This window comes from Bradyrhizobium australafricanum, from assembly GCF_020329495.1.
In the GTDB taxonomy this organism is placed as follows: Bacteria; Pseudomonadota; Alphaproteobacteria; order Rhizobiales; family Xanthobacteraceae; genus Bradyrhizobium; species Bradyrhizobium australafricanum.
Genome location: NZ_JAGKJL010000204.1, coordinates 1 through 701 on the forward strand (window position 1 = coordinate 1; position 701 = coordinate 701).

Annotated in this window: 1 protein-coding gene; it reads left to right on the top strand. The window is 61.9% G+C overall.

Going from position 1 to position 701, the window contains the following annotated elements; all coding sequences use genetic code 11:
* Positions 1-166: 166 nt before the first annotated feature.
* Positions 167-701, top strand: a 535-nt coding sequence (locus tag J6525_RS46570; RefSeq protein ID WP_283848697.1) for a sigma factor-like helix-turn-helix DNA-binding protein, incomplete at its 3' end; no start/stop codon positions are given.

A 701-nucleotide genomic window follows, 5' to 3' on the forward strand; every position in this document is an offset into this window, starting at 1 on the left:
CTGCGTGTTTCGGCAATTTCCGGACAGCAATTTCGCTAATTCGCGGACAGCGATTTCAGTAATTCCGGGACAGGGATTCCGCTAAATCGCGGACAGTTGCGGGAGGTTGGTTTTCGGGAGCGCCGTTCAGGCAATGTTCTCTCTCAAGCTGAGTTTGAGAGGGGCAATGCCGAGACGGAAGCAAGCGAAACGAACCACTGTGAAGGACCTACGATCGATCCTGAGGCTGACGTACGAGCAGGACCTGTCGGTTCGGGAGATCTCGGAACGGCTGCAGATCAGCAAGAGTTCGGTTGCCACCTACCTGCTGCGAGCGCGTGAAGCGGGTTTGAGCTGGCCGCTGCCGCCGATTTACGAGAGCGAGGCGGCCTTGCAGCGAGCCTTGTTCCGGCGGGTCGGGCGCCCCCCGCAGGACTTGAGCGAGCCTGAGTGGCCACGGGTGGCGCAGGAGCTCAAGCGCAAGGGCGTGACGCTGACGCTGCTGTGGCAGGAATACCGGACGGCGCATCCCGACGGCTATGGTTACACGTGGTTCTGCGAGAAGTTTGACGCCTATCGGCGCCGGGCGAACCCGACCTTCCGTCATCGCCACGCGGCGGGTGCAGTGATGCAGACCGACTATGCCGGTCCGACGGTGGAGGTGATCGATCCGCAAACCGGCGAGATCCGTCAGGCGCAGATATTTGTCGCGGTGCTCGGGG